Raw genomic sequence first — 25,218 nt, 5'->3', positions numbered from 1 at the left:
AGCGAAGGGCCAGTGGCCCGCTACTTCCTTACTTATTCCGGTCATAGAAAAAGGCCCCGTTTCCGGGGCCTTGTTTCGTCAGCCGTCGGCGTGGATTACACCCGCTTCACGGTCGAGATAGGTCTGGTCGATCGATGGCAACGGCTCATCATAAATCGCCGCCTCAAAGGTTTTAAGACGCTTGTGGATCGACAAAAGCTCGATGATCGTCGTCCAGGAATTGACGAGATACTGGAATGAATTGCTAACCTGACCGAAGGCGGTCGAGATCTGCTGATATATACCGTAGGTGATCACACCAGCAACGATGGTTGGAACCAGCATGAACGTTACGAACAAGACGTCAGCCTGAAGGTAGAAATAGCGGGCAACGTTGAAATAAAGATAGTGGAAGTAGATGCGGAAATAATTCCGTCGCACGTTCGCAAAAAGCTCGTTGACGGTTGCCGGCTGCGCACGATCAGCATGATCTTCGCCGTAGACAAGCTCTTTTCGGTAGGCAGCTTCGACACGCTGGTTCTTAAAGTTTAGACCCGGCAGCTTGATACCGGCAACCGCCAGCAACACCGTGCCGAAGATTGACCAAAAGAGCGCCAGCCAGAAGAGCGAATGGGGAATCTTGCCGATAATCGGCAATTCGGTGACATAGGTCGAAAGCGCCAGCAGAATTGGCAGGAATACGATCAGCGTCATCACCGAGTTGATCAGGCTGATACCCAGGCCCTCGAGCACCGTGGAAAAACGCATTGTGTCTTCTTGCACACGCTGGGACGCCCCCTCGATATGGCGCAGCTTCTCCCATTTCGACATGTAGAAATTGTTCATCGCCGTGCGCCACCGGAAAATATAGTGGCTGGTGAAGAAATCCGTCAGGATCGAGACAAACATGCTGAGAAAGACGATCTGCACGAAGGTCAGCATGAGGCCGTAGAAATCCCCTACGGTCACGTTCGCTTGCTTCGCCAAGGCGTTCTGCAGCGTATCCCCAAATGGCCGACGCCAATTGTTGATTACCACCGATATCTGCACACCGAAAAAGGTGACGAAAATGATGAAGGCGGAGCCCCAGATCGACCAGAGCTTCCACGGATTGTCCCAGGCACGGACATGCCACGTCCCGCAGAAGAGAGCGATGCAGAGAAGGAAGAAAGCATAGAACCAGAGATTTCCCCACAACAGGAAATAGCTGAGATCATAGGGCTGTTGCCCTTCCGGCGGCATGACAAAGCCCAGATGCGTTCCGAGATCAGAGACGACAGAATACCAGGCCGCTATACAGATCAGCGTCCAGACCACCATCGTAGTGAAGAACAATTTCGGCTGAGGGAAAAAGGAATGGAACACGTAAGCGAGCTTTCTTGATCGGGTTCGGAGCGAGACCGCAATGACGTCAATTTGAGGCGAACCTAGGACAGTTCGCCAAGAGCGGCAACCTGCAGGCCCACATTCTTACATAGATGTAATCGCTTATCCCATGATCGTGATGCGACTGTTCAGCTGAGATTTTCCCTCTAGCAGGCATACCGCCTCTCCTTCTCCGCCGCCGGCTCAACGAAAAAATCATCGGGCATCTTGTATCGCATTATCTTACGATATATATCTTACGACATGACTAACGATACAAACCCTCACACTTCACAAGGAGAAACGATATGAGAGGTTTTAGAGACCGCATGTGCGGCGATGGCTTTGACATGGTCGAGGCTTATATCCTACGACATGGTCGAGGCCGTGAATCACACGGCGAGCACAGGAGAGACTTCATGAGAGGCTTCAAGGGCGGCATGTTCGGCGGCGGGTTCCGCACCGGGCGGAAGTTCGATGCAGCCGATCTGCAGCTCATCATCCTTGCCCTGCTATCCGAACAGCCGCGCCACGGCTATGAATTGATCAAGACTTTCGAGGAACGCTCCGGCGGCTTCTATGTGCCGAGCCCGGGCGTCATCTACCCTGCCCTGACCTATCTCGAAGAAACCGGCCAGGCCGAAGTCGAAGCCAGCGGCACGAAGAAACTCTACCGCATCACCGAAAGCGGCCAGAAACGCGTCGATGATAATCGTGATCTGGTGGAAGCCACTTTCGCCAAGCTTTCAGCAATCGGCGAAAAAATGGCGCGTGTCCGGCAGGTTTTCGGCGGCGAAGACGACGAAGGGCGCGACAGCCCGTTCGACCGTGACAGTGCCGGCGACGTCCATCGCGCCCGCCATCTTCTGCGCTCTGCGCTGCGGTCGAAATTTCCGTGGAACAAGGCCGAGGGTGCGCGCATAGCGGCAATCCTCGAGCGGGCAGCCGCCGATATCATCCGCGGCGAAACGAAGTCCGATGACTAAAGCATGTCGCGCAAAACTGTGCGGCGGCTTGCGATAACGACCTGCGAAAAGCCAAGGGCCCAAAGCGCAGCAAGCTGATCTGAAAGATCACGACGCGCTTTGGGCGCAGGCGCTCAATTATCCGGCAATGTCAGGATGACCGGCCCGTTGCGGGTGGCGACGATCGTATGTTCGAACTGAACCGTGGGCGCCTGTGGATCGGCATAAAGCGTCCACGCATCGTCGCCGCCCTCCGCCCAGGTGGCGCCGAGCGACAGGAACGGCTCGACGGTGAAAACCAGGCCGTCCTCCATGATCCGCGTCTCGTCGGGGTCTGCCCAGGTCGAAACCTCGGCGGGCTCCTCGTGCAGCGAGCGCCCGATGCCGTGGCTGGCGAGATTGGCCACCAGCGTGTAGCGGTTCTTTTGCGCGAAGGCGCCGACGGCATGGCCGATCCTCGATAGCGGTGCGCCGCTGCGCACTTGGTTGAGGCCGACCCAAAGCGCCCGCTTGCCGTCCCGGCACAGGCGCTCGATCTTCGGCTTCACCGGCGGCACAGCGAAGGACGCGCCGGTATCGGAAAAGAACCCGTCCTTCTCGGCCGAAACATCGAGATTGACCAGATCACCCGCCCGGATCACACGCGGACCGGGAATGCCGTGCGCGACCTCCTCATTGATGCTGATGCAGGTCGCACCGGGAAATTTGTAGACCAGTTCCGGTGCGGACTGCGCGCCGGCATCTTCGAGCACCTTGCGACCGATGGCGTCGAGCTCCAGCGTCGTGATGCCGGGTTCCAGCGCGGCCGCCATGGCCTGCAACGCGTTGGCGCAGATGCGGCCAATTTCTTTCAGCTTGGTCAGTTCGTCGTCGTTCGAAATGATCATCCACGGCTTCCGGCGATATCGCGCTTGCGGCAACGGCTTGGCGAGAGGTGCAAGTCGTCGCTTTCGCCTCTTCGCCCCGTTCAGTCAATGCCTTTCTCGCGCCGGCGCGATTTTCGCTCTCCAAGACTTAATGCCGCAAGCAAATTTGAATCCGGATTCAACGACATCCCCATATCATTTGAATCCTCTGCCGAAGCCCTTATCGTTCTGCTTAAAGACGTGGATCGTCGGCGAGCAATGCCCAGCGCTCGTGATCGCACCAGACCCCGCCGATCTTCAGATATTTGGGGGAGAGGCCTTCCTTGCGAAAGCCGATCCTCTTCACAAGCGCGATCGAGGGATAGTTCGCAGGCTGGATATTGGCTTCCAGTCGATGCAGGCCGACAGTATCGAAGGCATACGCCACGGCCAGCCGCAATGCCTCCGTCATGAAGCCCTGGCCGGCGAAACCCACCATGCCGTGATAGCCGAGAAAGGCGCTGCGGAAGCCGCCCCAAACCATCTGGCTGATGTTGATGACGCCGACGATACCGCCCGAGCCGGCGTCGCGTGCGACCAGCCCTATGTTCGGCCCGGTGACCGTCTGGCCGAACCAGGCATCGAAACCGTCGCGATCCAGAAAGGGATAGGCCCAGGGCGCATGATGGGCGCGGCTGGCGATATTGGCTGCGATCAGCTCGTCTGCATCCGATTGCTTGACCGGTGCGATGATCACTTGCGGCATGGCTCGCTCCACCCTTGTTCGAGGGAGCGAGCCTTAGCAAATCGAATCCGAAATCAAAAGCTTCGGTGAAAGAACGGAATCATTTTCCGAACGGCTTCATTTCGCAGGTAAAGTCCGCCCCAGGCCATTACGCCGAGATAGACACCGAACAGCAGGTGCGAGAATAGCGGGCTGCCGACCCGCAGATGCGTCGCGATCGCCCCGCCGAGAAGGCCGGTGAGGAGAATCGCCCCCAGGACCGAGGTCCTTGGGATGGCATAAAGAATGGCGCAGCCAAGCGTGATGACACCAAGCAGCCGCGCAAGCGCCGGATCGTCGGAATAGCCCAGTCCAGCCATCGTCTCCGTGACCACAGGAAGCGGAATGAGCTTGATCACGCTATCGAACACAAGAAAGGCAACGATCAACCCGCTAAGGGTGACGCCAGCCGCGCGCTGGGCTCGCGTTACCGCGGGCGAAAGTGAATCTGCTGCATAAGACATCGTCATATCCCCCGGAATTGAATCAGAAATTCAGATCTTTACCGCCAGCGCCGCAAGCTGGTCTGCGCACTGGCCCCATCCCGCATGGAAGCCCATCTTCTCATGTGCGTCGCGATCCTCGGCCGACCAATGCAGGACCGTCGCCGTATAGCGGGTCTTGCCGCCGCCGAGATCGTCGAGCTGGATCGTCCCCACCATGAAGGGTTTTGCCGACGGCACCCAGGCGCTGGTGAAGGCATCAGTGAAAACGAGACGTTCGTTGGGAACGACCTCCAGATAGATGCCGCTATTCGGATAATCCTCCCCCTCTGGGCTGCGCATGGTGATGGAGCTCGAGCCGCCTGCGCGAACATCGAGGGCAGCACCAGATGTGGTCCAGGGCAACGGCGCGAACCATTGCTTCAGAAGGTCGACCTCGGTCCAGCAACGGAAGATCTTCTCGCGCGGCGCGTCGATGATGCGGGTCAGCGAAAGCTCGTGGCGTTGGGTTTGCCCGGTCATGCTCCAGTTCCTTTCTTCAGCTTGAAACGGCCCGATCGGCCTATGCGCCAAGGACGTTGACGGTGGCCTCTTGCCGACAGCCGGAAAGCAAATTTTTCGATTATTTTGCGGCAGCCGAGGCGCCCGCGCCCAGGCAGTCGAGCTGATGGCGAATATGAGCCGCCTCGGCCGGCGAGCGGGCGAGCGCAATCGCCCTGTCGAAGGCGACCCGCGCCTCCTGTGGACGGGCGAGCTGCGCCAGCAGACCGCCTCTCAGCCCATGAAAATAGAAATAGCTGTCGAGCTGCCCTTTCAGCGGCATAATCAGCGCCAGCGCCTCCTCGGCCCCCTTCAGCTTGGAGACGGCAACCGCGCGGTTGAGCGTCACTACCGGAGATGGCGTCAGCTTCTCCAGCACCTGGTAGAGCAGGTCGATCTCCGCCCAGTCCGTGTCTGCAGCACGTTTCGCTCGGGAATGCAGGGCGGCGATTGCCGCCTGCACCTGGTAAGGTCCGGGGCGGCGATGACGGATCGCCTTGTCGAGCAGAGCAAGCGCCTCATCGATCGATGTCCGGTCCCAGAGCGAACGGTCCTGCTCCTCCAGCAAAATGATCTGTCCGTCCGCATCGAAGCGCGCCGCCTTTCGCGATTGCTGCAACAGCATCAGCGCCAACAGCGCCATGGTCTCCGGCTCGCCGGGAAAGATGCGAAGCAACAGCCGGCCGAGCCGGATCGCCTCGTCCGCGAAGGCGGCGGCCTCGCGATGCGTTCCGCCGGCGGAGTAACCTTCATTGTAGATCAGATAGATCATGGCGCAGACGAGAGCCAGCCGTTCGCTCCGCTCGACGGCATCAGGCGTTTCGAACGGAACGCCGGCGGCCGCAACCCGCGCCTTGGCGCGGGTAATGCGCTGCTCCATCGCGCTTTCGCTGACTAGAAAGGCCCGGGCGATCTGCGGCACCGAAAGACCTGAGACGATGCGCAAGGCCAGGGCGATCTGCTGGGTCGCCGGCAGGTCCGGATGGCAGCAGATGAACAGCAGCCGGAGAATGTCGTCACGGTAACCCGAGCCATCGAGCCGTTCGGCAAGATCGCTCTCGGCGTCGCCAGTATCCGAAATCGTCTCCTCGTCCGGCAGGCTCTGCAGTCTCGCCTGCTTGCGCACCGTATCGATACCGCTGTTGCGGCCGACGAAAATCAACCAGGCAACGGGGTCGCGCGGCGGCCCCTTGTCGGGCCATGTCTTCAAGGCCCTGAGGCAGGCCTCCTGAAAGGCCTCCTCGGCAATATCGAGATTGCGGAAATAGCGCAGCAGTGCGCCCAGCGCCTGCGGCCGCGCATTAGTGAGCGCGATGTCGATCCAGCCAATATCCGTCATGTCGCAACCGTCCCCGGCCTGAACACGTAAAGCGGGCGGATCTCGTAGGAGCCTGCACCCGGATTAGCTTCGGCCAATTGTTTCGAGAATTCAATCGCTTCGTCGAGCGTTTCGAAGTCGATGACATAGAAGCCCAGCAATTGCTCTTTCGTCTCGGCGAAGGGGCCATCGATGACGATCGGCTCGTTCTTGCCCTTGCGCAGCGTCGTTGCCGCTGTCGTCGGCATCAAACGCGCTACGGGGCCAAGCTTGCCCGCCTCGGCGAGCGGCGTCTGCACGGCAATCAGCCGCGCCATCGTCGCGTCCTCCTGCTCCTTGGACCAGGCGAATACGGTATCTTCGTCGTTGTAGCATAGGATTGCGTAGAGCATAGGGACCTTCCTCTCCATTAAAGACGAAGAAGTATCACCCGTGCCGACAGGTGACGTCAAAAAATTATCGCGGGAAGAAGCTAGGTATCGCTGCGCTTGATCGTCAAAGTACCCGCTTTTGCGTCAAGCTCCGCAACGGCACCGATCAATGCGCTCACCGGGCTATTCCCATGCCCGAGCGGCAGGCCACCGAGGACCGGCACACCAAGCATATCAAGATGTTCGCGCAGGATATCGATGATCGAGAAATTGCGGTCGAACTCGAAACCGGTGAACTGACCGACGGCGACCCCCGACAGGCCATTCAAATGGCCCGCCTTGCGCAGCAGCGTCAACTGCCGGTCAACATGCCCGCGATAAACGTTGACCGCTTCAAGAAGCAGGATGGCACCGCGCAGATCCGGCAATGCCCAGCCGGCCGTCGTAGCGACCATATCGAGATTCCCGCCGATCAATCGCCCGGTAACCGATCCACTCGTCGTAAGATGGGATGTCGGCTCTTCCAGGCGCGAGTTGATGACGATGTCCTGGGTTGTCATCAGCACCCGGCGCAATGAATGGTTCGTTTCCGCACTGACGGTGTCTTCGTTCGGTCCGGCAAAAAACGCTCCGTGAATGCCGATCTGATGACAATGCTTCAAGAAACTGAGGTGCAATGCGGTAATGTCGCTGAAGCCGACAACAAACTTCGGATCGCGCCTGGACGCCGCAAAATCCAATTTATCAGCGATCCGATAGGATCCCTTGCCACCGCGTGTGGTAAAGATCGCCCGAATATCGGGATCACGAAGCGCGGCATTGAAATCCGCCAGCCGCTCTTCATCGGTTCCGGCAAGATAGTCCCGCTTACAAAAAGCATGCTCGCCGAAATCGACGGTGAGACCCCAGTCTTTCAGCATTTCAGCATGTCTCAAAACCATGCCTCTATCGGGCGGGCTGGCGGGGGATACAAAACGTATTCTATCGCCCGGCCTGAGTGGTGGGGGCATCAGCATCTGATTGAAATTTGCGTGATCCAATGATTCCATGCCACGATCTTGGCATGAAACGTTGACATTCGTCAGCCTCCGACGAACGGCCAGCCCGTCAACCCAACAACGGGTTCAGGGTCGCTGCCTTTTTCGATGCCGGCCGCCTGGCCTTCGCGTCAACTTCGGACATCTTTGCAGCTTGCGCCCTGCCCTTCCATAGCGGCAGGCCGACGGATTGCGACACCGCCGGATCAGCCGTGAAGATGGGATAACCACGCTCCAGCAGCCGCTCGAGAATTTCACGATCCTTGCGGACATGCAGCCGAGCGAGATTTTCCTGATTGTAGACATGTCCGCCGGAATCGGGATTGATCCCGGTGATGATCACTTCGGTCGCACCGTTATAGAGCGCGAAGAGCACGGCATTGATGCCATTCGAACATTTGTCGTCGGCGCCCAGCTCGCTGCATTTCACGCCGCCGACCCGGTCCAGAAGCGCCATGCGCTTGTAGCGATCGACGATCTCAAGCCTGTCGTAACGGTAGTTGAACGCCTTCAGCCCCTCTTCCAACCGCTGGAGTTCCTTCCGCCACAGCAGGACGTAAAGCATTTTCGTGCGCTCCCCGTTCAGAACGCGGCGCACCTCGACGGCGTTGGTGTTCGTTCCCTCGATCTGGTTGAACTGGACGAGGGTGACGTCGGGGGTCTCGATCCCCCAGGCCTGCGTCACCACCTGCGAGCCATTGATGGTGATCACCCGGAAGGTCTCGTCGAAATCCGCAGGCTTATTTGACACCGGCGCGGATCCGACCACAAGAACAGGCCCCCGAAACGGTTCCGGCAGGACGGGCGGCTTTGGCCGGGACAGATGATACTTGATCTGCCTGTAGATATGCTTCTTCAGTTCCGTGAATTGAGCAGCCATTGCGCGCCTAGTCGTCTCCCAGAAGGCGTTGGTCCGATGAAGGATCTATTCCTCGAAGGGTGACTCGAAGCACCCACGGCGCAAGTATCGCTGCTCTCCCTTATATAAGCAAAATAAAGAAATCTTACACGGCATAACCTGCGGTGAGGCATAGCCGGCTAAGATGGCCCTACCGCGTGCTCAAGGTACGCGCTACCGCGTTTTTCCATCCTTTCAGTTTGGCATTTCGCGTCCTGTCGTCCATGTCAGGCTCGAATCGCCGGTCGCGCGCCCAAGCCTTGGCGAAGCCGGCACGGTCCGGCCACACGCGGGCGCGGCTGCCCGCGAGCCACGCAGCACCGAGTGCCGTGGTTTCCAGAATGGTGGGACGGTCGACGGGCGCGTTGAGCAGATCGGCGAGCCGTTGCATCGTCCAATCGGAAGCGACCATGCCGCCGTCGACGCGCAGTACCGTGTCCTGGCCGCTGCCGTTGCGCCAATCCTTGTGCATGGCATCCAGCAGGTCGCGCGACTGGTAGCAGACAGCCTCCAGCGCCGCCCGGACGATTTCCTCAGGTCCGGTATTGCGCGTCAGCCCGAAAATGGCGCCGCGAGCATCCGGATCCCAATAGGGCGCGCCGAGGCCGGTGAAGGCCGGCACCAGATAGACCTCCTGCATCGGATCGGCCTTGGCCGCCAGCTCGCCGGATTCCGAAGCGCGTTGGATCGTCTTCAGCCCGTCGCGCAGCCACTGGACGGCAGCACCCGCAATGAAGATCGAGCCTTCCAGCGCATAGGTCGTTTCGCCGTTCAGCCGGTAAGCGATGGTCGTCAGCAGCCGGTTCCTGGAACGAACCATATCCGCGCCGGTGTTGAGCAGCGCGAAGCATCCGGTACCATAGGTGGATTTCATCATGCCGCGCTCGAAGCAGGCCTGTCCTATCGTCGCCGCCTGTTGGTCGCCGGCAACGCCGAGGATCGGGATCGCCGCGCCGAAAAGCGACGGATCGGTGATGCCGAAATCGGCGGCGCAATCCTTCACGTCAGGCAGCATCGCAGCCGGGATGCGCAGGATGTCGAGCAACTGCCTGTCCCACTCGTTGCTGCCGATATTGTACATCAGCGTCCGCGAGGCATTTGTCGCATCGGTGACGAAGCTCTTACCGCCCGTCAGCCGCCAGATCAGGAAGGTATCGATCGTGCCGAAGCACAGGTTGCCCTTGCCGGCGCGCGCACGGGCGCCCTTCACATTGGTGAGCAGCCAAGACAGTTTGGTGCCGGAAAAATAGGGATCGAGCAGCAGGCCGGTGTGGCGGGTGAAGAGCTTTTCAAGATCCTGGCGCTTCAGCTTCTCGCAATAGCTCGCCGTGCGGCGGTCCTGCCAGACGATCGCATTGTGGATCGGCTTGCCCGTCTCGCGATCCCAGACCACAACGGTCTCGCGCTGATTGCTGATACCGAGCGCGGCGATGTCCTTGGCCGTGATGCCGGCGGCCTCGATCGCCTTGCGGACGGTGAAGAGGACGGATGACCAGATCTCTTCGGGATCGTGCTCGACCCAGCCCGGCTTCGGATAATGCTGGGTGAATTCCTTCTGTCCGACGCCCGCAACCTTCATCTTGCCGTCGAAAACGATGGCCCGCGTCGACGTCGTTCCCTGGTCGATCGCCAAGATATAGCCGCTCATGCATTCCTCCCGCCTGTTGCGTCCCAAATCAACAGATACGCGAGCAAAACGAATGTGAAAAGAAAGCAAAACGAAATTTTTATCGAAAAATACGCTCTTCCGTTCACGGCATCGTGGTCCTCGGGGACGCAAAAGAGTCTTGCGACGATGCGATTGCCATATCCGCAGGTTTGGGACTAGGTTCAAACCGCTTTTGCGTTGCAGCAAGAAGCTGCGCTGTCCAAGGAGAAGATCATGGCTAGAACAGTTGTCGTCACCGGTTCCACGAGCGGTATCGGCCTCGCCATCGCGACCGCCTTTGCCGCCAAGGGTGAGAATGTCGTCATCAACGGCTTTGGAAAGCCTGAGGAAATCGACGCGATCAAAAACAAGCTTGAGGCGTCCGGCGGCGGCAAAGTGATCTACCATCCGGCCGACATGACCAAGCCCGCAGAGATCGCCGACCTGATCGCCACAGCCAATTCGACCTTCGGCAGCGTCGGTGTTCTCGTCAACAATGCCGGCATCCAGCATGTCGAGAAAATCGAGGATTTCCCGATCGAGAAGTGGGACCAGATCATCGCCATCAACCTGTCGAGTTCCTTCCATACGATCCGCACGGCGATCCCACTGATGAAGGCCAGGAAATACGGCCGCATCATCAATATCGCGTCCGCCCACGCCCTCGTCGCCTCGCCCTTCAAATCGGCCTATGTCTCGGCAAAACATGGTATAATGGGTCTGACGAAGACGGCGGCGCTTGAGCTTGCCGAGTTTGGCGTGACCGTGAATGCCATCTGCCCCGGCTATGTCCTGACCCCGCTCGTCGAGGCGCAGATCCCCGACACAGCCAAGGCACGCGGGATGACCGAGGAGCAGGTCAAGAACGAGGTCATCCTCAAGGCGCAGCCGACGCATGAATTCGTCAAAGCCGAAGAGATTGCTGCCTTGTCGATCTATCTCGCCAGCGACGAGGCGCGCCAGGTCACTGGAACACACGTCTCGATTGACGGTGGCTGGACCGCGGAATAACGATAGACGGTTAGGGCCGGTTTGGTGCCTGCGCATCCGGCCCCTGCCAACGAAAGATAATTCGGGAACGACATGAACGACAGCATCCGCTTTATCCTCAACGGCGAGGATATCTCGCTCTCAAATCTGCGCCCCACCGAGACGCTGCTTGATTTCCTGCGCCTCAAGCGGCGCCTGACGGGAACGAAGGAAGGATGCGCGGAAGGTGATTGCGGCGCTTGTACCGTGCTGGTCGGCCGCCTGATCGATGGCGGGCTTCACTACGAATCCGTCAATGCCTGCATCCGCTTCGTCGGCTCGCTGCATGCGACCCACGTCGTCACGGTCGAGCATCTGGCGGCCCAGAACGGCACCCTTCATCCGGTGCAGCAAGCCATGGTCGATTGCCACGGCTCCCAATGCGGCTTCTGCACGCCGGGCTTCGTCATGTCGCTCTACGGCCTCTGGCTGACGACGGAAAAACCGGGCCGGGCGCAGATCGAAAAGTCCCTGCAAGGCAATCTCTGTCGCTGCACCGGTTACGAACCGATCGTCAAGGCGGCCGAGCAGGTCAGCGAGAAGCGACCGAGCGCCCTCTTCGATCCCCTGGAAAAGACCAGGGCCGACATCATCGCCCGCCTCTGGGCCATGCAGAGCGCCGACACCATCACCATAGCCGAGGGCGAGGATCGCCTCATCGTGCCGGGTTCCGTTGCTGCCCTGGCACGGGTGCTTGCCGACGAACCGAAGGCGACTGTCGTCGCCGGATCGACCGATGTCGGCCTCTGGGTGACCAAGCAGATGCGCAGCCTCAACCCTGTCGTTTTCATCAATCATTTGAGCGACCTGCAGAAGATCACCGTTGAAGATACGGGCCTGACGATCGGCGCCGGCGTCACCTACAGCCGCGCCTTTACCGCCATTGCCGAAAAAATCCCCGCGCTTGCAGGCCTCATCAACCGCATCGGCGGCGAGCAGGTGCGCAACATGGGCACGATAGGCGGCAACATCGCCAACGGTTCGCCGATCGGCGATTCACCGCCGCCGTTGATCGCCCTTGGCGCCACCGTCAAGCTGCGCTCGGTGGCCGGCACCCGCAGCCTGCCGCTGGAGGATTTCTTCATCGACTACGGCAAGCAGGATCGCAACCCCGGCGAATTCGTCGAAAGCGTCTTCGTGCCGTATCCGGCTGCTTCAGCGCATTTTGCCGTCTACAAGATCACCAAGCGCCGTGACGAGGACATTACAGCCGTGCTGGGCGCCTTCCTGCTGACGCTCGATGATGCCGGCAAGGTCGCCGATATCCGCATCGCCTTCGGCGGCATGGCCGGCACGCCGAAGCGCGCCCGCACCATCGAGGCCGAGTTGATCGGCAAGCCCTGGACGGAAGCGACCGTCACAGCCGTCCGAGCCGCCTTCGACGCCGATTACAAGCCGCTGACCGACTGGCGCGCCACCGCCGAATACCGACAATTGACCGCCAAGAACCTGCTCATCCGCTTCTATCTGGAAACATCAGGTGCATCGCAGGAGCTGAAGCGTTTCGAGGTGCTGGCATGATGAAATGTCTTGCATCCATTCAGCCGCATTTCACACGCTCCGCGCCGATGACGCTATCGGATGGCAGCAGATACCTCTTCGCCTTCCTCCCCGCTGGGGAGAAGGGAAACGGCGGAGGCTTGAACCATGGATAAGTCCACTTTCGAAGAACGCAAGGTCGTCATCAACGGCTCGATGCATGACTCGCTGAAGCATGATTCAGCCCATAAGCATGTGACCGGAACTGCCGATTACATCGACGATATTCCCGAACCCGCGGGCCTGCTGCACGGCGCGCTCGGCCTCTCCGACCGTGCGCACGCCGAGATTGCCGCCATCGATCTTACCGCCGTCAGAGCCTATCCGGGCGTCGTCTGGGTGTTCACCGGCGCCGATGTTCCCGGCGTCAACGACACCAGCTCCAACGGCATGCACGACGAGCCGCTGCTCGCCGAAACCAAGGTCGAGTTCCACGGCCAGCCGATCTTCGCCGTCATTGCGGAAACGCGCGATGCGGCCCGTCGCGCCGCTCGCCTCGCCAAGATCGACTACCGCGACCTGCCCCATTGGAGCGATATCGACGGGGCGCTCGCCAATGGCTCGCCGCTCGTTTACGAGCCGATGACGCTGAAGCGCGGCGAACCGGAAACCGAGATGGCCAATGCCAAGCATCGCATCAAGGCGCAGATGCGCATCGGCGGCCAGGAGCATTTCTATCTCGAAAGCCATATCGCCATGGCAATCCCCGGCGAGGATGATGAAGTCGCCGTCTGGTCGTCCACCCAGCATCCCAGCGAAATCCAGCACATCGTCGGCCATGTCCTGAACATCCCGTCCAATGCCGTCACGGTCAACGTGCGCCGCATGGGCGGCGGCTTCGGCGGCAAGGAAACCCAGGGCAACCAGTTTGCAGCGCTCGCAGCCCTCGCCGCCAAGAAGCTCGGCCGCGCCGTCAAGTTCCGTCCGGACCGGGACGAGGACATGGCTGCCACGGGCAAGCGACACGACTTCCTGCTGGACTACGAGATCGGCTTCGACGAAGACGGTCGCATCCACGCCGTCGATGCCACCTATGCTGCCCGTTGCGGCTTCTCCTCCGACCTCTCCGGCCCGGTCACCGACCGCGCGCTGTTCCATGCGGATTCGAGCTATTTCTATCCGCATGTGCATCTGGTCTCGAAACCGCTGAAGACGCATACCGTTTCCAACACCGCCTTCCGCGGCTTCGGCGGCCCGCAGGGCATGGTCGGCGGCGAGCGCTTCATTGAAGAGATCGCCTATGCGCTTGGCAAGGATCCGCTGGAGATCCGCCGCGCGAACTTCTACGGCCAGCCGGGATCCGGCCGGACGCTCACGCCCTATCATCAGGAAGTCACCGACAACATCATCAACCGCATCGTCGACGAGCTGGAAGAGACGGCCGATTATCAGGCGCGGCGCAACGCCATTATCGAGTTCAACCGCTCCAGCCGCTTCATCCGCAAGGGGATCGCGCTGACGCCGGTGAAATTCGGCATCTCCTTCACCATGACTGCCTTCAACCAGGCAGGCGCGCTGGTGCATATCTATCAGGATGGCTCCATCCACCTGAACCATGGCGGCACCGAGATGGGCCAGGGTCTCTATACCAAGGTGGCGCAGGTCTTGGCAGACAGCTTCCAGGTCGATATCGACAGGGTAAAGATCACCGCTACCACGACAGGCAAGGTCCCGAATACCTCCGCAACCGCCGCGTCCTCCGGCTCGGACCTGAACGGCATGGCCGCCTATGACGCCGCTCGTCAGATCAAGGAACGGCTCGTCGCCTTCGCCGTCGAAAAATGGGGCGTCGGTGCCGGGGAAGTGCAATTCCTGCCGAACCACGTGCGCGTCGGCGATGTGGAAATCCCCTTCCCGGATTTCGTCAAGCAGGCGTACTTCGCCCGCGTGCAGCTTTCCGCCGCCGGCTTCTACAAGACGCCGAAAATCCATTGGGACCGCAAGGCCGGCCGCGGCACGCCGTTCTATTATTTCTCCTATGGCGCCGCCTGCTCGGAAGTGTCGATCGATACGCTGACAGGCGAATACCTGATCGACCGAACCGACATCCTCCACGACGTCGGCCGCTCCCTCAATCCGGCGATCGATATCGGCCAGGTCGAAGGCGCCTTCGTGCAGGGCATGGGCTGGCTGACCACCGAAGAACTCTGGTGGGATGCCAAGGGCCAGCTGCGCACCCATGCGCCCTCCACCTACAAGATCCCGCTCGCCTCCGATCGGCCGAAGATCTTCAACGTCCGTCTTGCCGAATGGTCCGAGAATACCGAGGCTACCATCGGCCGCTCGAAAGCCGTCGGCGAACCGCCATTCATGCTCAGTATTTCGGTGCTCGAAGCACTATCCATGGCCGTCGCCAGCGTCGCCGACTATCGCGTCTGCCCGCGTCTCGACGCGCCGGCAACGCCAGAGCGGGTGCTGATGGCGGTAGAACGGCTGAAGGGGATGTGATGCTTTGGGCGGCAGCCTGTTCTCCCTTCTTCGCAGCAAACTCCATTCTATCCTTCGCTCGTGCTCCGGATGTTTGCCACTGAACTTCTGACGGCCTTTGCGGCCTATCGTAGCCGATTGTCCTCGTAACGCGGCTCGCGTCCGTCAAGGAAACCCAGATCGCGCTTCAGCCGGTCCGGTATCTCTTCGAGATCCAGGCGCGGCGACGGCTCGGCATGTCTGGCGAACATCTGCGCCAAAGATTCCAGAACGCGCGCCAAGCCCGTTGGTCTAGCTACCTCCATCTGTTCCACAGCATAGCAATCCATGACGACACCTCAATTCAATCAATGATGTGAATTGAATAGTGCCGCGAAAAATGCTGGAATTCCAATCGAACTATCATCTGTATACATAAAGAGAACTTATCCATGAAGCTGTCGAAACGCTTCCCGCTGAATGCACTCCGCGTCTTCGAAGCGGCAGCAAGGCTCGGCAGCTTCACCCGTGCCGGCGATGAACTCGGCATGACGCAGACGGCCGTCAGCTACCAGATCAAGCTATTGGAAGAGACCGTCGGCGAGCCGCTGTTCCTGCGCCGCCCGAGGCAGATCGTACTGACCGAGACCGGAGAGCAGCTGGCGCCGAAGGTAGCAGAGGCCTTTGCCATGCTGCAGGACGCCATGGCTTCGATCAGCGGCGACGCCGAAACCACGCTCCTCATCCATTCGACACCAACCTTCGCATCGCAATGGCTCGCTCGCCATCTCGGCTCCTTTCAGCTCAAGCATCCCAAAATTGCCGTTCGACTGTCCACCTCAGGCTCGATCATCGATTTCGCCCGTGAGCCGTCCGATATCGCCGTCCGTGCCGGATTGGGCACATGGCCGGGCCTGCGTGCGCACCTGCTGATGAAGATGACCTTCACGCCAATGCTGAGTCCGGCACTGGCCGAGACGATCGGAGGCGTGCACGAGCCTGCCGATCTGCTGAAGCTACGCATCATCGATGCCGGCGATCCATGGTGGGTTCAATGGTTCCAGGAGGCCGGTGTTCCCGACCCCGGCCTTCAGGGCAGACCGCGAAGCAGGCTGGGTGCGCAATCCTTCGAGGCAAGCGCTGCCCTGGCCGGCCAGGGCGTCGCAATTCTGACTCCGGAATTCTACGCGGAGGAGCTTGCCTCCGGACGGCTGATACAGCCTTTCGATATCCTATCAACCGACGGCGCCGACTACTGGGTCGCCTACCCGGAAAACAGGCGTCATACGCCGCGCATCCGTGCCTTTAGGGACTGGCTCCTCGCCGAATTCGGCCGGCCGCTCGAATAGAGCTCAATAAGCCATATCAGGCGCATAGAAACAGCGCGGCGTGTTTTCGTCCGGAAACAGGCAGAGATGATAGGCGCCGTCGGGTGAGCGCATCGTCTTGCGCTGCGGCAGCGTGAAGATATGTGCGTGCGTCACATAACGATGGTCGCCGGGATTGAGCGTCACTCGATAGCCGCCCGGAATGACGGTGACGGTGCGCGAAGGGATCATCTCGCAATCACCGCTCTCGCCGTCGCCGTTGCAGCAATAGGGATCGTACCTCCAGCCGGAAGGCGCATCATGCGCCAGGGCGGCAGCTGCAAAGAGAAAAAATACGAACGCCAGAACACCACGCATGGGCAATTCTCCGTCGAAATGGACGGCTGCCGCGGACACGGCCCGCTCCAAGCAGCCGAGGGCGTTAAAAACCGCCATATTCTGATCTAATGCGAACCGGACGCTCGACAAGGCCATGGCTTTTGACCGACGCGTCAAACTCTCCCCTTCCATCCGCCCCCAACATTTTGCAAGGTATCGAGTCGAAAGAGAAAAAGGGGAACTGAATGTATGAATACGCCATAGCGTGGGAATGGCTGGCCTTTGCCGCCCGCTGGTTCCACGTCATAACCGCGATTGCCTGGATCGGCTCGTCCTTCTATTTCATCGCGCTCGATCTCGGGCTGGTGAAGCGCCCGCATCTTCCGCCCGGCGCCTATGGCGAGGAGTGGCAGGTGCATGGCGGCGGATTCTATCATATCCAGAAATATCTCGTGGCTCCCGCACAGATGCCGGAGCATCTGACCTGGTTCAAATACGAGAGCTATTTTACCTGGCTTTCCGGCTTCCTGATGATGTGCATCGTCTATTATGGCGGCGCCAATCTCTTTCTCATCGACCGACATGTGCTTGACGTCAGCGTCCCCGTTGCCATCCTGATCTCGCTCGCCTCGCTTGTCGGCGGCTGGATCGTCTACGACCTGCTCTGCAAATCGCCGCTCGGCAACAATACCTGGGGCCTTATGATCGTGCTCTATGCCGTCCTCGTCTTCATGGCCTGGGGCTATACGCACCTCTTCACCGGCCGCGCCGCCTTCCTGCATCTCGGCGCGTTTACCGCGACGATCATGTCCGCCAACGTCTTCATGATCATCATCCCCAATCAGAAGATCGTCGTCGCCGACTTGATCGCCGGCCGCACACCGGACCCGAAATACGGCCGTATCGCCAAGCAGCGCTCACTGCACAACAACTACCTGACGCTGCCCGTCATCTTCTTCATGCTGTCGAACCACTATCCGCTGGCCTTCGGCACGGCCTATAACTGGATCATCGCGGCGCTGGTGTTCCTGATGGGCGTCACCATCCGCCACTGGTTCAACACGACGCATGCCCGCAAGGGCCGCCCGACCTGGACCTGGATCGTCACGCTCGTCCTCTTCATCGTCATCATGTGGCTTTCGACCGTTCCGAAGGTGCTGACCGGCGAAAAGGATGCCAATGCGGTCGCGCCCGCCTTCCAGCAATTCGCCTCGGACGCGCATTTTCCGGCCGTCAAGCAGATGGTCTCGACGCGTTGTTCCATGTGCCATGCGGCCGAGCCCGTCTATGAGGGAGTTGTCCGGCCGCCGAAAGATGTGAGGCTGGAAAATGACGCGGAAATCGCTATGCATGCCCGGGAGATCTATATCCAGGCCGGCCGCAGCCATGCCATGCCTCCCGGCAACGTCACCGAGGTGACGCCGGAGGAGCGCAAATTGCTGGTCGCCTGGTTCGAAAGCTCCGTCGGAGAAAAAAGCCAATGACCACCCTTCTGCGCGGCCGCCTGCTTTCCTTCAAGCGCGCACCGCAAGGCCTTGATGACACGGACAGCTATACTTACGAAAGCGATGGCGGCCTCCTGATCGAAAACGGCATTATCGCCGCGATCGGCCCTTACGCTACCATCAAGGCGCAGGCACCGGGCGACGTAACCGAGGTCGATCACCGGCCACACCTGATCCTGCCCGGTCTCATCGACATGCACCTGCATTTCCCGCAGATGCAGGTGATCGCCTCCTATGCCGCCAACCTGCTCGAATGGCTGAACACCTACACCTTTCCCGAGGAATGCCGCTTCGTCGAAAGCGCCCATGCAGAGCGCATCGCCACGCATTTCTATAACGAACTGATCCGCCACGGCACGACCACGGCCGTTGCCTATTGCTCCGTGCACAAGACCTCAGCCGACGCCTTCTTCTCCGAAGCCATGCGCCGCAACATGCGCATGGTCGGTGGCAAGGTCATGATGGATCGGCATGCGCCGCAGGGGCTGCTCGACACGCCGGAGACGGGCTATGACGAGACTCGCGAAGTGATTGCAGACTGGCATGGCAAGGGCCGCAACCACGTCGCCATCACGCCGCGCTTCGCCATTACCTCCACACCGGCACAGATGGAGGCGACGGCCGCCCTCGCCCGCGAATTCCCGGACCTACACATCCAGACGCACCTTTCCGAGAACCACGACGAGATCAAGTTCACGGGTGAACTCTACCCGGAAGCGATCGACTATACCGATATCTATGCCCGTTACGGACTGCTCGGCCCAAAGAGCCTGTTCGGCCACGCGATCCATCTTTCCGAGCGCGAGGCGGACGCCATGAGCGAGGCCGGCGCGGTCGCCGTGCACTGCCCGACCTCGAACCTCTTCCTCGGCTCCGGTCTCTTCCCGCTGAAGGCACTGGCACGCCGCGAAAAGCCCGTCCGCATCGGCGTCGCTACCGACATCGGCGGCGGCTCCAGCTATTCCATGCTCAGAACCATGGACGAAGCCTACAAGATCCAGCAGCTCCTCGGCGAGCGCTTGAACCCGCTGGAAAGCTATTACTATATGACCCGCGGCAACGCCGAGGCCCTCTCCCTCGTCGACAAGATCGGCACGCTGGACACCGGCACGGAGGCAGACCTCATCATCCTCAACGCCGCCGCCACGCCCGCCATGGCGCTGAAGATGGAAGTGGTGAAGAGCCTCGCCGAAGAACTGTTCCTGGTGCAGACGATGGGCGATGACCGCGCTATCGCCGAAACCTATGTCGCCGGGAAGCCTATGAAGTCAATCCTGCAATAAGGCACTTCGAACCCGCCGCAACACAATCCTCGAGAAGGCAGAGAGCTATGACCGCGCCGCTTACCATTGCCGAACTGAAGAAGCTCGCACAGCGGCGCGTGCCGAAGATGTTCTTCCAATACGCCGATTCCGGTTCTTGGACGGAGTCGACCTATAACGCCAACGAGGCGGACTTCGCCAAGATCAAGCTGCGCCAGCGCGTTCTCGTCGATATGTCCGATCGTTCGCTGGAAACGACCATGGTCGGCCAGAAGGCCGCCATGCCGGTGGCGCTGGCACCGACGGGCCTCACCGGCATGCAGCACGCCGACGGCGAGATGCTGGCGGCGCGCGCGGCAGAGGAATTCGGCATTCCATTCACGCTGTCGACGATGAGCATCTGCTCCATCGAAGACATCGCCTCCGTGACGAAGCAGCCTTTCTGGTTTCAACTCTACGTCATGAAGGATCGCGACTTCGTCCTGAACCTCATCGGTCGTGCCAAGGCGGCAAAATGCTCGGCGCTGGTGCTGACGGCCGACTTGCAGATCCTCGGCCAGCGCCACAACGATATCCGCAACGGCCTCTCCGCGCCCCCGAAATTCACGGCGAAAAACGTCTGGCAGATGGCGACGCGGCCGGCCTGGTGCATGGAGATGCTGAAAACGAAACGTCATTCCTTCGGCAATATCATCGGTCATGCCAAGGACATCTCCGACATGACGACGCTGTCACATTGGACGCATTCGCAGTTCGATCCCAAGCTCTCCTGGAGCGACGTCGCCTGGATCAAGGAGCAATGGGGCGGCCCGCTGATCATCAAGGGCATTCTGGATGTCGAGGATGCGAAGGCAGCCGTGGATACAGGAGCGGACGCTATCATCGTTTCCAACCATGGCGGTCGCCAGCTCGATGGTGCCCCCTCTTCCATCAGCATGCTGCCGAGGATCGTCGATGCCGTCGGCGGCAGGATCGAAGTGCATATGGATGGCGGTATCCGTTCGGGTCAGGACGTGCTCAAAGCCGTCGCCCTCGGCGCCAAGGGCACCTTCATCGGCCGGCCCTTCCTCTACGGCTTGGGCGCCATGGGCAAGGAAGGCGTCTCGCTGGCGCTCGAGATCATCCGCAAGGAGCTGGATATATCCATGGCGCTTTGCGGCAAGCGCGATATCAAGACGGTGGATCGGACTGTTATCGCCGAGGTCTAGCGCAACCAGCCCGTCGCCAAGCCGACCGCCCATTCCTCGCGGCCTCTTTCCGCCGCGAGTTGGGCCATCACCCCGTGATCATAGGCCACCTGCCGGAAGATCGGCAGCCAGGTATCGCCCGTCTTTTCCAGAATGGCGTAGGAGGCAAAGGGATGGCCGGCCTCGACCTTGTGATAATTCGGCAGATCGTCGTCATAGGCCGGGCAGCCGACGCTGCCGGGGTTGACGATCAGGCGCCCATCGAAAAGCCGGACGGCTCGCGGAATGTGGCTGTGACCGCACAGGATCAACGGAAAATCGATGCCGGCAGCCAGCGCTTCGATCTCCTTCAGCGGCTTCAGATAGACGTGACCGTCCGGCGAGACGGATTCCAGCCAATAGACGTTGTCATCGGCGGGGGTGGCATGGCAGAGATAGGCTTCGTTCCGGTAGACCATGCTGAAAGGCAGGTTGCGCAGCCAATCGAGATGATGCTCAGCCAGCTCCGCATGAGCGGCCCGATCCGAAACATGCATCTTTTCCGGCTGCTGTTCGATCAGATACCGATCATGGTTGCCGCGAACCGTCACGGCGCGCAGCTCCAGCAGGATATCGGCCGTCTTTCCCGCCGTCAGTGGCCCGCTGAAGCAATCGCCGAGATTGACGATCTCGGCGATGCCTTGCCTGCGGATATCCTCGAGCACCGCCTCCAGCGCCAGATGATTACCGTGGACATCGGCAATAACAGCAAAACGCAAGTCTTAGCTCCCGCGATAGGTGGAATAGCCGTAAGGCGAGATCAGCAGCGGCACATGATAATGCGCAGTCGTATCGGCAATACCGAAACGGATCGGCACGAGATCGAGGAAAGCCGGATCAGGTAACCTGGCCCCAGTTGCCCGCAAATAGTCCCCAGCCCGGAAAAGTAGTTCGTAAGTCCCGACGACGAAACTATCGCCGATCAGGATAGGCCCGCCGTCCACGCGCCCGTCCGAATTGGTCGTCATCATCTTCAGATGCGTGCGGGTATCCCCCTCGATCCTGAAAAGATCGATGATCAAGCCTTCGGCCGGCTTGCCGAGGGCTGTATCGAGCACATGGGTCGTCAGTCCGATCATAGGGTCGGCGCTCCGATGGTGAAGGGGGTATCGAAAAAGAATTCGACCAGATTGTTTCCCGGCCCATCGCGATCGGCCACTAGAAAATCGCTCTGCTCGCCGAGTGCCATCAGGGGATAATGCCAGGTATTGACCCGATAGTTCACACCTTGATCGCCCCGCGCCAGGAAGACCTGCGGCTTGCCGGGCCTGCCGTCTTCGTCCTGCGCGACGACCACAAGAAATGGCCGGCCGTTGAGCGGCACGAAACATTGGCTGCCGAAAGGATGGCGCTCCATCATCTCGATTGTAAAGGGAAAGGCGCGCGGCTGACCGCGAAACAGGTTCAGGATTACCCGAGCGCCGTCACCAATGGCTTCGGCGGTGGACAGCGCGTGGAAACGCTCCGTCGTACCGCCGTTGATGAAGCGCATGGTCGCCGGATCGGCCTCGATCACGTCGCCGAATGGCGCAAATGCCGCCTTCGTCAGAGGAAGAATGTCCAGATGCTGTGTCATTCTATGATTATTCGCCTTCCGCTCGCCAGTGGCGAATGGAGTCCAGTTGTGAGAGCAATTCCGGAACGGATGTTTGCGCCATATTCCACAAGGCCGTCAGCTCGACATCGAAATAGCCCTGCGCAATTCGATTCCGGAGGTCGCCTAGCGCATGCCAAGGCAGATTCGGATGGTCAACGACAAATTCGGGATATTCCTCCGAAATGCGCGCTGCCGCCTCGCCCAGCAACACGAGATTCATACCGACGGCACGTTGCTTCTCAGCATTCGTGAAAAAGCTGTCTCGACCAATGCCTTGAAGAAACCGGCCTATTTCGGATCCGGCCTGCTGCATGCGATCGAGATGCGTAATCAGCCGATCCAAACTCATGTTACGCAGCTCCCTTGGCCAGATATTAAGCCATCAGCGGAATGGGAAAGATAGCAGCGCTTTCCGCACATCAGCTTTCCGGAAGCATGGATTGCAGGCGCAACAGGGCGATCTTCTCAACCTGCGCCGTTGCCGTCGCAAACTCCGCCTCACGGCTATTGTCGACCCGCGTCTCGAAGGCAGCCAGAATATCGTCCTTGCCGAGGCCCTTGACCGCAATAATGAAGGGAAAGCCGAACTTGGTCACATAGGCGTCGTTGAGTTCCGTGAAGCGGGCATGTTCCGCCGGGCTCAGCCGGTCGAGCCCGGCGCCGGCCTGCTCCTTGCGGCTGTCCTCGGTAAGCTCGCCGGCAATTGCCAGCCGGCCGGCCAGATCAGGGTGAGCGCGCAGGACGCCAAGCCGCTCCTCCGCGCTCGCCGCACGGAAAATCTTGGTCAGAGCACTGTGCACGCCACCCGAGGTCAATGATTCGACAATGAACCCTGCGTCATAGGCGCGCTCGGCGATGAAGGGCGAATGCTCGAAAACACCACCGAAACGGCTCACGAATTCGTCGCGCGATATCATCTCAGCGCTCGCCCCCGGGAAGGTGATGCTGGTACCAGTGATTGGCGATCTCGATACGCCGGGGGATCCAGACCTTATCGTGCTTCAGCACATACTCCATGAACCGCCGCAGCGCCGCAGCGCGGCCCGGACGGCCGACGAGGCGGCAATGCAAACCGACGGACATCATCTTCGGGCTGCCCTGCTTGCCCTCCTCGTAAAGCGTGTCGAAGGCATCCTTGAGGTAGGTGAAGAACTGGTCACCCGAGTTGAAGCCTTGCGGCGTGGCAAAGCGCATGTCGTTGGTTTCGAGCGTGTAGGGAATGATCAGGAGCGGCTTGCCATTCAAGCCATCGACCCAATAGGGCAGATCGTCGGCATAGGAATCCGAGGAATAAAGGAAGCCGCCCTCCTCCATGATAAGCCGCAGCGTATTGTCTGACGGCTTGCCCTGATACATGCCCAAGGGCCGCTCGCCGGTGATCTCGGTGTGCAGCCGCACCGCCTCGAGAATATGCTTGCGCTCCAGATCCTCCGAAAAATCCTTGTATTCCAGCCAGCGGTAGCCGTGGCTGGCAATCTCCCAGCCGGCTTCCTTCATGGCGGCGACCGCTTCGGGATTGCGCGCCATGGCAAGCGTTACGCCATAGACCGTCGCCTGGACCTTGAGTTCGGTGAACATGCGCCACAGCCGCCAAAAGCCGGCGCGCGCGCCATATTCGTAGATCGATTCCATGTTGAGGTTGCGCTGGTTCGGCCAGGCCGCAGCGCCGACAATCTCGGACAACAGGTTTTCCGAAGCCGGATCGCCGTCGAGAATACAGCTCTCTCCGCCCTCTTCGTAATTGATCACGAATTGCACCGCGACGCGAGCATCGCCCGGCCATTTCGGATCCGGCGTGTTGCGGCCGTAGCCGATGAGATTGCGGGAGTAGTTTTCCGACATTGAAGCACCTTCTCGAACAAGCCGAACGGTAGCATCCATGCAGGGAAAGTCGAGACGGAAAGTGCGAAAATCACTTTCCTTTCAATCGCAAGCCGCTAGCAGGTGAACGATGCGCCTTGGAGCCGATACGTCAGTCCAATGCCCGGGCTGCGACAATACCTGGCGTTTCAGGCGATCTTACGGGCGCTGACCTTGCCCATCGGATGCAGGGAATGCACCCGGAAAGGACCGCCGGAACCATCCTCCATCATCAAGGCAATGTTGGATACGGGAAGCGGCGCGGCGAGCGCCGGCTCGAAAAAGTCGCGCAGTACCCGTTCTATGCGTTGGATGTCGCTGGGACTGACGGTGCCGGTCAGCATCATCTGAAAGCGGAACTCATCCATCACATGCGGATGGCCCCAACGGTGCAGGTTGGCAAATTGCGTCGCCGAAAGACCGTCCGGATCGATACGTTCGAACTCGGCTTCGGTCAATGGCGCGCGATAGTGATCGAAAGCCTGAACCAGGGACGCTGCGAGAAAATTCATCTGCTGGCTTGGCGCGGAAGGAACCAGGCCCAGCGCGCCGCCAAGCCGCGCGACCTCGAGCTTCGGGATCTCGAACGGTGCGACCGTGCCGGAAAACCGCATAAGCTCGCGCAGCAACGCCGCTTCGGACATATCGTCCGCCAGGCGGAAAGGCGCCTTCAGGAGACCCATGAAACCATAGCGGCGGGGAACGGCGGTGTAGAAAGCAATCTCGTGGATGCCAAGCCCGCGAATGGCAGGCGGGTCGACCATCTCGCCGGAATAGACGTTACGGCCGAGCCAATTTGCGGCCACGAGCGTCAGCGGATCGCTCGCAGACGGCGTGAAGCAAATGGCGTAGCGCATAAAATCTCCTCCAGGGCGCAATAAACCGGCTGACCGAGCCGGGTGCTAACGGCCAAGGAGATAGGTGATTTGCGTGACAGATTGACGACCTGAAGGGG

At 60.1% G+C, this 25,218-nt stretch carries 27 protein-coding genes and 1 pseudogene; 8 read left to right on the top strand and 20 right to left on the bottom strand.

Translation table 11 applies throughout. The features are described from left to right. Positions 1-78: 78 nt before the first annotated feature. The gene (sbmA, locus tag FHT28_RS03045) at positions 79-1,344 is read right to left on the bottom strand and encodes a peptide antibiotic transporter SbmA (protein WP_037194856.1); all 1,266 of its coding nucleotides are present in this window, start codon (positions 1,342-1,344) and stop codon (positions 79-81) included. 419 nt (positions 1,345-1,763) lie between these two features. Here sbmA and FHT28_RS03040 point away from each other — a divergent pair, with 419 nt between their 5' ends. Further along, positions 1,764-2,330 carry a PadR family transcriptional regulator gene (locus tag FHT28_RS03040; RefSeq protein WP_047638682.1) on the top strand — a complete coding sequence of 189 codons (567 nt, stop codon included), beginning with the start codon at positions 1,764-1,766 and terminating at the stop codon, positions 2,328-2,330. 113 nt (positions 2,331-2,443) lie between these two features. Here FHT28_RS03040 and map read toward each other — a convergent pair whose 3' ends face one another. From map to glpK, 10 genes and pseudogenes are all read right to left on the bottom strand, one after another. Beyond that, a complete protein-coding gene (gene map / locus FHT28_RS03035) occupies positions 2,444-3,196 on the bottom strand; it encodes a type I methionyl aminopeptidase (RefSeq protein WP_047562592.1) in 753 nt (250 codons plus the stop codon). Between the two features lie 211 nt (positions 3,197-3,407). Then, entirely contained in the window at positions 3,408-3,920 is a 513-nt protein-coding gene (locus tag FHT28_RS03030) for a GNAT family protein (RefSeq protein WP_168595533.1), read from the bottom strand. Positions 3,921-3,973: 53 nt separating this feature from the next. Continuing rightward, on the bottom strand, positions 3,974-4,402 hold the full coding sequence (locus FHT28_RS03025; protein WP_168595532.1) for a DoxX family protein: 429 nt from the start codon (positions 4,400-4,402) through the stop codon (positions 3,974-3,976). Positions 4,403-4,432: 30 nt separating this feature from the next. Next, on the bottom strand, positions 4,433-4,903 hold the full coding sequence (locus FHT28_RS03020; protein WP_168595531.1) for an SRPBCC family protein: 471 nt from the start codon (positions 4,901-4,903) through the stop codon (positions 4,433-4,435). A gap of 100 nt (positions 4,904-5,003) precedes the next feature. Further along, entirely contained in the window at positions 5,004-6,260 is a 1,257-nt protein-coding gene (locus FHT28_RS03015) for an RNA polymerase sigma factor (RefSeq protein ID WP_168595530.1), read from the bottom strand. Further along, the gene (locus tag FHT28_RS03010; protein ID WP_037194880.1) at positions 6,257-6,631 is read right to left on the bottom strand and encodes a YciI family protein; all 375 of its coding nucleotides are present in this window, start codon (positions 6,629-6,631) and stop codon (positions 6,257-6,259) included. Before FHT28_RS03010 ends, FHT28_RS03015 begins: the two co-directional genes overlap by 4 nt. 80 nt (positions 6,632-6,711) lie before the next feature. Then, a complete protein-coding gene (locus FHT28_RS36025) occupies positions 6,712-7,170 on the bottom strand; it encodes a hypothetical protein (protein ID WP_246704791.1) in 459 nt (152 codons plus the stop codon). A 129-nt stretch (positions 7,171-7,299) separates the two neighbouring features. Further along, positions 7,300-7,530, bottom strand: a pseudogene (locus FHT28_RS36020) (LD-carboxypeptidase); the annotation flags it as partial. A gap of 187 nt (positions 7,531-7,717) precedes the next feature. Next, positions 7,718-8,527 (bottom strand): membrane-anchored protein, encoded by an 810-nt coding sequence (locus FHT28_RS03000; RefSeq protein ID WP_168595529.1) that lies wholly within the window; start codon positions 8,525-8,527, stop codon positions 7,718-7,720. Positions 8,528-8,696: 169 nt separating this feature from the next. Beyond that, entirely contained in the window at positions 8,697-10,193 is a 1,497-nt protein-coding gene (gene glpK / locus FHT28_RS02995) for a glycerol kinase GlpK (protein WP_168595528.1), read from the bottom strand. A 234-nt stretch (positions 10,194-10,427) separates the two neighbouring features. Between glpK and FHT28_RS02990 the strand changes: the two genes are divergently transcribed. From FHT28_RS02990 to xdhB, 3 genes are all read left to right on the top strand, one after another. Further along, a complete protein-coding gene (locus FHT28_RS02990) occupies positions 10,428-11,204 on the top strand; it encodes a 3-hydroxybutyrate dehydrogenase (RefSeq protein ID WP_168595527.1) in 777 nt (258 codons plus the stop codon). A 72-nt stretch (positions 11,205-11,276) separates the two neighbouring features. Further along, the gene (gene xdhA, locus FHT28_RS02985; protein ID WP_168595526.1) at positions 11,277-12,743 is read left to right on the top strand and encodes a xanthine dehydrogenase small subunit; all 1,467 of its coding nucleotides are present in this window, start codon (positions 11,277-11,279) and stop codon (positions 12,741-12,743) included. 126 nt (positions 12,744-12,869) lie between these two features. Beyond that, positions 12,870-15,209 (top strand): xanthine dehydrogenase molybdopterin binding subunit, encoded by a 2,340-nt coding sequence (gene xdhB / locus FHT28_RS02980; RefSeq protein ID WP_168595525.1) that lies wholly within the window; start codon positions 12,870-12,872, stop codon positions 15,207-15,209. A gap of 104 nt (positions 15,210-15,313) precedes the next feature. Here the strand turns inward: xdhB and FHT28_RS02975 are convergent, their stop codons facing one another. Then, entirely contained in the window at positions 15,314-15,517 is a 204-nt protein-coding gene (locus tag FHT28_RS02975; RefSeq protein ID WP_047638688.1) for a hypothetical protein, read from the bottom strand. Positions 15,518-15,619: 102 nt separating this feature from the next. On the opposite strand from FHT28_RS02975, the gene FHT28_RS02970 reads away from it, so the two are divergent. Continuing rightward, positions 15,620-16,516 (top strand): LysR substrate-binding domain-containing protein, encoded by an 897-nt coding sequence (locus FHT28_RS02970; RefSeq protein ID WP_080760683.1) that lies wholly within the window; start codon positions 15,620-15,622, stop codon positions 16,514-16,516. A gap of 3 nt (positions 16,517-16,519) precedes the next feature. Here FHT28_RS02970 and FHT28_RS02965 read toward each other — a convergent pair whose 3' ends face one another. After that, a complete protein-coding gene (locus FHT28_RS02965) occupies positions 16,520-16,852 on the bottom strand; it encodes a hypothetical protein (RefSeq protein WP_047562946.1) in 333 nt (110 codons plus the stop codon). Between the two features lie 206 nt (positions 16,853-17,058). On the opposite strand from FHT28_RS02965, the gene puuD reads away from it, so the two are divergent. The 3 genes from puuD to FHT28_RS02950 are packed head-to-tail and all read left to right on the top strand — an operon-like array spanning position 17,059 to position 20,788. Continuing rightward, positions 17,059-18,297, top strand: a complete 1,239-nt coding sequence (gene puuD / locus FHT28_RS02960) for a urate hydroxylase PuuD (RefSeq protein ID WP_047562574.1) — start codon at positions 17,059-17,061, stop codon at positions 18,295-18,297. Further along, complete coding sequence (gene guaD, locus FHT28_RS02955) at positions 18,294-19,601, top strand: guanine deaminase (protein WP_168595524.1); 1,308 nt, start codon at positions 18,294-18,296, stop codon at positions 19,599-19,601. The genes puuD and guaD overlap by 4 nt, the downstream gene beginning before the upstream one ends. 47 nt (positions 19,602-19,648) lie before the next feature. Further along, positions 19,649-20,788, top strand: a complete 1,140-nt coding sequence (locus FHT28_RS02950) for an alpha-hydroxy acid oxidase (protein WP_168595523.1) — start codon at positions 19,649-19,651, stop codon at positions 20,786-20,788. Here the strand turns inward: FHT28_RS02950 and FHT28_RS02945 are convergent. The 7 genes from FHT28_RS02945 to FHT28_RS02915 form a co-directional block, all read right to left on the bottom strand. Then, positions 20,785-21,525 (bottom strand): metallophosphoesterase family protein, encoded by a 741-nt coding sequence (locus FHT28_RS02945; RefSeq protein WP_047638690.1) that lies wholly within the window; start codon positions 21,523-21,525, stop codon positions 20,785-20,787. The two genes, FHT28_RS02950 and FHT28_RS02945, sit on opposite strands and share 4 nt — an antisense overlap. A gap of 3 nt (positions 21,526-21,528) precedes the next feature. Continuing rightward, positions 21,529-21,885 (bottom strand): hydroxyisourate hydrolase, encoded by a 357-nt coding sequence (gene uraH / locus FHT28_RS02940; RefSeq protein WP_168595522.1) that lies wholly within the window; start codon positions 21,883-21,885, stop codon positions 21,529-21,531. Next, on the bottom strand, positions 21,882-22,382 hold the full coding sequence (locus FHT28_RS02935) for an ureidoglycolate lyase (RefSeq protein ID WP_047638693.1): 501 nt from the start codon (positions 22,380-22,382) through the stop codon (positions 21,882-21,884). Before FHT28_RS02935 ends, uraH begins: the two co-directional genes overlap by 4 nt. A 7-nt stretch (positions 22,383-22,389) precedes the next feature. Next, positions 22,390-22,752, bottom strand: a complete 363-nt coding sequence (locus tag FHT28_RS02930; RefSeq protein WP_037194929.1) for a HepT-like ribonuclease domain-containing protein — start codon at positions 22,750-22,752, stop codon at positions 22,390-22,392. A gap of 70 nt (positions 22,753-22,822) precedes the next feature. Further along, positions 22,823-23,320, bottom strand: a complete 498-nt coding sequence (gene uraD / locus FHT28_RS02925) for a 2-oxo-4-hydroxy-4-carboxy-5-ureidoimidazoline decarboxylase (RefSeq protein ID WP_168595521.1) — start codon at positions 23,318-23,320, stop codon at positions 22,823-22,825. Position 23,321: 1 nt separating this feature from the next. Further along, entirely contained in the window at positions 23,322-24,245 is a 924-nt protein-coding gene (puuE, locus tag FHT28_RS02920; RefSeq protein ID WP_168595520.1) for an allantoinase PuuE, read from the bottom strand. 167 nt (positions 24,246-24,412) lie between these two features. Beyond that, positions 24,413-25,120: a DUF1045 domain-containing protein gene (locus FHT28_RS02915; RefSeq protein WP_037194932.1), complete on the bottom strand. Its 708-nt coding sequence runs from the start codon at positions 25,118-25,120 to the stop codon at positions 24,413-24,415. Positions 25,121-25,218: the final 98 nt, after the last annotated feature.

Source organism: Rhizobium sp. SG570, assembly GCF_012275345.1.
Lineage (GTDB): Bacteria > Pseudomonadota > Alphaproteobacteria > Rhizobiales > Rhizobiaceae > Rhizobium > Rhizobium lusitanum.
The sequence above is the reverse complement of the archived record's forward strand: the minus strand, read 5'-3'. Positions and strand labels throughout refer to the sequence as shown.

Coding starts and splice junctions, on each gene's coding strand:
- FHT28_RS03040 (WP_047638682.1), top strand. CDS start 1,764: ATGAGAGGCTTCAAGGGCGGCATGTTCGGCGGCGGGTTCCGCACCGGG.
- map (WP_047562592.1), bottom strand. CDS start 3,196: ATGATCATTTCGAACGACGACGAACTGACCAAGCTGAAAGAAATTGGC.
- FHT28_RS03030 (WP_168595533.1), bottom strand. CDS start 3,920: ATGCCGCAAGTGATCATCGCACCGGTCAAGCAATCGGATGCAGACGAG.
- FHT28_RS03025 (WP_168595532.1), bottom strand. CDS start 4,402: ATGTCTTATGCAGCAGATTCACTTTCGCCCGCGGTAACGCGAGCCCAG.
- FHT28_RS03020 (WP_168595531.1), bottom strand. CDS start 4,903: ATGACCGGGCAAACCCAACGCCACGAGCTTTCGCTGACCCGCATCATC.
- FHT28_RS03015 (WP_168595530.1), bottom strand. CDS start 6,260: ATGACGGATATTGGCTGGATCGACATCGCGCTCACTAATGCGCGGCCG.
- FHT28_RS03010 (WP_037194880.1), bottom strand. CDS start 6,631: ATGCTCTACGCAATCCTATGCTACAACGACGAAGATACCGTATTCGCC.
- FHT28_RS36025 (WP_246704791.1), bottom strand. CDS start 7,170: ATGACAACCCAGGACATCGTCATCAACTCGCGCCTGGAAGAGCCGACA.
- FHT28_RS03000 (WP_168595529.1), bottom strand. CDS start 8,527: ATGGCTGCTCAATTCACGGAACTGAAGAAGCATATCTACAGGCAGATC.
- glpK (WP_168595528.1), bottom strand. CDS start 10,193: ATGAGCGGCTATATCTTGGCGATCGACCAGGGAACGACGTCGACGCGG.
- FHT28_RS02990 (WP_168595527.1), top strand. CDS start 10,428: ATGGCTAGAACAGTTGTCGTCACCGGTTCCACGAGCGGTATCGGCCTC.
- xdhA (WP_168595526.1), top strand. CDS start 11,277: ATGAACGACAGCATCCGCTTTATCCTCAACGGCGAGGATATCTCGCTC.
- xdhB (WP_168595525.1), top strand. CDS start 12,870: ATGGATAAGTCCACTTTCGAAGAACGCAAGGTCGTCATCAACGGCTCG.
- FHT28_RS02975 (WP_047638688.1), bottom strand. CDS start 15,517: ATGGATTGCTATGCTGTGGAACAGATGGAGGTAGCTAGACCAACGGGC.
- FHT28_RS02970 (WP_080760683.1), top strand. CDS start 15,620: ATGAAGCTGTCGAAACGCTTCCCGCTGAATGCACTCCGCGTCTTCGAA.
- FHT28_RS02965 (WP_047562946.1), bottom strand. CDS start 16,852: ATGCGTGGTGTTCTGGCGTTCGTATTTTTTCTCTTTGCAGCTGCCGCC.
- puuD (WP_047562574.1), top strand. CDS start 17,059: ATGTATGAATACGCCATAGCGTGGGAATGGCTGGCCTTTGCCGCCCGC.
- guaD (WP_168595524.1), top strand. CDS start 18,294: ATGACCACCCTTCTGCGCGGCCGCCTGCTTTCCTTCAAGCGCGCACCG.
- FHT28_RS02950 (WP_168595523.1), top strand. CDS start 19,649: ATGACCGCGCCGCTTACCATTGCCGAACTGAAGAAGCTCGCACAGCGG.
- uraH (WP_168595522.1), bottom strand. CDS start 21,885: ATGATCGGACTGACGACCCATGTGCTCGATACAGCCCTCGGCAAGCCG.
- FHT28_RS02935 (WP_047638693.1), bottom strand. CDS start 22,382: ATGACACAGCATCTGGACATTCTTCCTCTGACGAAGGCGGCATTTGCG.
- FHT28_RS02930 (WP_037194929.1), bottom strand. CDS start 22,752: ATGAGTTTGGATCGGCTGATTACGCATCTCGATCGCATGCAGCAGGCC.
- uraD (WP_168595521.1), bottom strand. CDS start 23,320: ATGATATCGCGCGACGAATTCGTGAGCCGTTTCGGTGGTGTTTTCGAG.
- puuE (WP_168595520.1), bottom strand. CDS start 24,245: ATGTCGGAAAACTACTCCCGCAATCTCATCGGCTACGGCCGCAACACG.
- FHT28_RS02915 (WP_037194932.1), bottom strand. CDS start 25,120: ATGCGCTACGCCATTTGCTTCACGCCGTCTGCGAGCGATCCGCTGACG.